The following is a 3,845-nucleotide window of genomic DNA, read 5'->3' on the forward strand; positions in this document are numbered from 1 at the left end:
GCGGCGCCGCGCGAGGAGCGGCTGGCCGCCCGGGCGGTGGCGCTGGCCGGTGCGCCGGGGATGGCCGAGGGGAGCCGGGACCGGCAGCTGACCGCGCTGGCCTACGCCCTGGGCATGCGCGGGCGGACGGACCTGCTGGCCGGTGGGCCGGACCTGCCGGCGTGGCGCTCAAGCGCCGACTGGTGGCTACACCTGCCCGACCACGTGCGACCGCAGGTGGCGGCCCCGGCCGGCTGAGCCGCGGTCAGCCCCGCCGTGGCGGTGGCCGCCGGCGGCTCAGGCGTCCTGCACCTCGTAGGGCGAGGCGAGGATCTGCATCAGCTCGATGCCCTCGCGGTGGGTGCTCTCGTCGGCGACGAGGATCTCGGCATAGGCGAGGATCCGGCGTTTGGCGTCGCACTCGGCGGCGACCCGATCCGCACTCCAGGCCGCGCCACCGGCGGACTTGGCCAGGCGCTCGTCGCGGTCGATGTGCTCCAGGAGGTACTCCATCAGGTCGCTCACGTCGCCATTGTGGCGCGGGTGGGCTGTCCTCACCTCTGGCAACGGGACAGGAAACCGTGGGTCGGCGGCCCCGCGCACAGGCGACGATCAGGGCCTTCACAGGGAATCTTGCCCGTTTCGCCCAAATGCCGCGGATGTCGTGGTTGTCTATGCCCCAACCGCCGACTCAGGCGTCACTCTCACGACAGCACTCCCAGGAGCACCATGTCCTTTGCACGTGCACGACGCCTGACCGGCGTCATGGCCGTGGTCCTTGCCGCCGGGGCCGGCGTCGCGACGACCAGCGGCGTCTCGCAGGCCAACCCGGTGAAGAGCTCGACCACCGACATCCAGATCCTGTCGTTCAACGACTTCCACGGGAACCTCGAGGCGCCCTCCGGGTCCTCCGGCCGGGTCACCGTGGACCACCGCCTCGACACCAGCGGGGCGACCCCCAAGGTCGTCGACGTCACCAAGGACGCCGGCGGGGTGGAGTACCTCTCGACGCACCTGAAGCAGGCGCGGGCCGGGCACCGCAACACGGTGACCGTCGCGGCCGGCGACATCATCGGCGCCTCGCCGCTGCTGTCGGCGGCGTTCCACGACGAGCCGACCATCGAGGCCATGAACACCCTGGGCCTGGACGCCACGTCGGTGGGCAACCACGAGTTCGACGAGGGCTACAAGGAGCTCCAGCGCATGCAGGACGGCGGCTGCCTGCCCGACGGGGACGGCGCGGCCAACCAGAACTCCTGCGCCGCGCACACCTTCGAGGGCGCCGACTTCCACTACCTCGCGGCCAACGTGAAGTACGCCGGCACCAACGAGACGATCCTGCCGCCCTACTGGGTCAAGACCTTCCCCGGCGGCGCCAGGGTCGGCTTCATCGGCATGACGCTCAAGGAGACCCCGAGCATCGTCAGCCAGGCCGGCATCCAGGGCCTGCAGTTCACCGACGAGGTCCAGACCGCCAACGCGCTGGTGCCGGTGCTCAAGCGCCAGGGTGTCAACGCGATCGTGGTGCTCATCCACCAGGGCGGCACCCCGGCGGTGCAGAAGTGGACCGGCCCGGACGGCAAGGTCTACAACGCCAACGCCACCTACGACTACGCCTGCGGCAAGGGCGGCACGCTCGCGCCCGACTCGGCGATCCTGCCGATCGCGGCGAACCTGTCCCCGGCGATCGACATGGTCATCTCCGGGCACACCCACCAGCCCTACGTCTGCAACGTGCCCGACCCGGCCGGTCAGCAGCGCCTGGTGACCTCGGCGTCCTCCTTCGGCCGCCTGTTCACCGAGACCGACCTGAAGTACGACATGGCCACCGCCGACATCGTGCGCGCCTCGGTCGCCGGCACCAACATGGTCGTCACCCGTGACGTGGCCAAGGACCCGGCGGAGTCGCAGATCATCAGCACCTACAGCACGCTGATCAAGCCGATCGCCGAGAAGCACCTGGGCACCATCACCACCGACGTCAACCGGGTCGCCTCGCCGGCCGGGGAGACGCCGCTGGGTGACCTCATCGCCGACGCGCAGGTCAACGACCCCTCGGTCGTCTCCGGGGGCGTCAAGCCGGTCGTGGCGTTCATGAACCCCGGCGGCATCCGCGCGGACCTGACCTACGCCTCGTCCCCCAAGGGCGAGGGCGACGGCGTGGTCACCTACGAGGAGGCCTTCACCGTCCAGCCGTTCAACAACTACGTCGTGTCAATGAACCTCACCGGCGCCGACATCTACGCCCTGCTCCAGCAGCAGTGGTCCGGCGCCAACGCCGGCCCGAGCGCCACCAAGTTCCTCCAGGTGTCCAAGGGCTTTAGCTACGCGTGGCGGACCGGCACCGCCGGCCCGGAGGTCGTGCCCGGCTCGGTGAAGATCGGCGACACGGTCGTGGCCAACGACGCCTCGCAGACCTTCCGCGTGGCGGCCAACAACTTCCTGTCCGACGGCGGCGACAACTTCGCCGCCTTCAAGAACGGGACGGCCAAGTACATCGGCGGCCTCGACATCGACAGCTTCGCCAACTACCTGCCGACGGTGTCGCCGTACACCCCGGCCGCGCTGGACCGCATCACCAAGCAGTAGGGTCACGCAACCCCTGTGGCGACGGCCGGCACCCTCGGGTGCCGGCCGTCGCGTTGTTCCAGGTATGCCGGGTGGCTGCGGTCCGCGCCGGGGTCACCGCTGGGGCTCACCTGTGGAGCTCACTGATGGCACTCGCCGGCCAGGACGAGCCAGCCGCGGATCAGGGTGGGGTCGGCCAGGTCGCTGCGGTAGCCGACGTAGCCGTCGGGGCGGACGACCAGCACCCCGCGGCCCGGCACGCTGCTAAGCCGGTGCTGGTGGGCGCCCGGTCGCTGGCGGGGATGGGCGTCAGCGGCCGGCCCGGGCTGGCCCAGGTCGGCGTGCGTGATCGGCGGGGCGTCGCGCCGGAGCAGGACGTGGGTGCCCGGGAGCGCGGTGAGGTTGTGCAGCCGGGTGGGCCGCCCGTCGCAGGTGACCGCCTGGTCGGGCACCCGGTCACCGGCGTGCGGCGCGCCGGTGACCGGGTTGTCTTCGACGGACAGCGGGCTGCCGCGATAGCCGACGCGGAAGCCGGAGAGCAGGCGCACGCCTTCGGCCACGAGCCGGCGCCGGCGCAGCACGGCCGGGATGAGCGGGGCGCCGAGCGGGACGAGCCGGCTGCGGGCCAGGCTCGCCAGCGGGTCGGTCCCGGCCTCGGCCCAGAACGTCGCGTGGGTCGCGGCGAGCACGAGCCGGGCGACCGGCCAGCGCTCGCGTTCGTAGGAGTCGAGCAGGGTCTGGGTCCCGGCGCCGTGTCGTTCGGCGCGGGCAGCCAGGGCCAGCTTCCAGCCGAGGTTGGTCGCGTCCTGGATGCCGGTGTTCATGCCCTGCGCGGCGGCGGGGGAGTGGGCGTGGGCGGCGTCTCCGACGAGGTAGAGCCGGTCCCGGCGCATGGCCGTGGCGAGCCGGTGCTGTAGCCGGACCCGGGCCGACCAGGCGACGTGGGTGATCGTGGCCGGCAGCCCGGCGGTGTCCAGCAGGGCCTGCAGCTCGGCGGCGGGCACAGGCGGTCCGGGCTGGCCGAACGGCAGCGGATCGGTGCCGGCCGGCTGGGTGGCCAGCAGGCGCCAGGTGGCCCGTTCGCCGACGTTGAAGAGGAAGACCAGGCCGCGGCGCCCGGCGACGACGTGCGCCAGGCCTTCGGTGAGATTGCCGTCCAGCTCGGCGTCGGCGAGGACGACCTCCTGGGCGTAGGCGGCGCCGCGCCAGCCGATCCCGGCGGCGGTGCGCACGGTGCTGGCCGGGCCGTCGCAGCCGACCAGGTGATGGCAGTCGACCTCCTCGACGGCACCGTCGCG

The 3,845-nt window shown here is 72.3% G+C and carries 4 protein-coding genes; 2 read left to right on the plus strand and 2 right to left on the minus strand.

Annotation, left to right across the window (positions count from 1 at the left end):
• On the plus strand, nucleotides 1–237 hold a 237-nt coding region (locus VF825_RS13495; protein ID WP_331114129.1), incomplete at its 5' end, for a hypothetical protein.
• Between the two features lie 39 nt (nucleotides 238–276).
• Here the strand turns inward: VF825_RS13495 and VF825_RS13500 are convergent.
• Nucleotides 277–504, minus strand: a complete 228-nt coding sequence (locus tag VF825_RS13500) for a hypothetical protein (protein WP_331114131.1) — start codon at nucleotides 502–504, stop codon at nucleotides 277–279.
• A 204-nt stretch (nucleotides 505–708) separates the two neighbouring features.
• Between VF825_RS13500 and VF825_RS13505 the strand changes: the two genes are divergently transcribed.
• A complete protein-coding gene (locus tag VF825_RS13505) occupies nucleotides 709–2,568 on the plus strand; it encodes a bifunctional metallophosphatase/5'-nucleotidase (RefSeq protein WP_331114133.1) in 1,860 nt (619 codons plus the stop codon).
• 119 nt (nucleotides 2,569–2,687) lie between these two features.
• Here the strand turns inward: VF825_RS13505 and VF825_RS13510 are convergent.
• A partial coding sequence (locus VF825_RS13510) for an FAD-dependent monooxygenase (protein WP_331114135.1) occupies nucleotides 2,688–3,845 on the minus strand: 1,158 nt, incomplete at its 5' end.

The sequence above is a fragment of the Oryzihumus sp. genome (assembly GCF_036391795.1).
GTDB lineage: Bacteria > Actinomycetota > Actinomycetes > Actinomycetales > Dermatophilaceae > Oryzihumus.

Excerpts from the sequence above, each read along its gene's own strand:
- VF825_RS13505 (WP_331114133.1), top strand. The coding sequence starts at position 709 with ATGTCCTTTGCACGTGCACGACGCCTGACCGGCGTCATGGCCGTGGTC.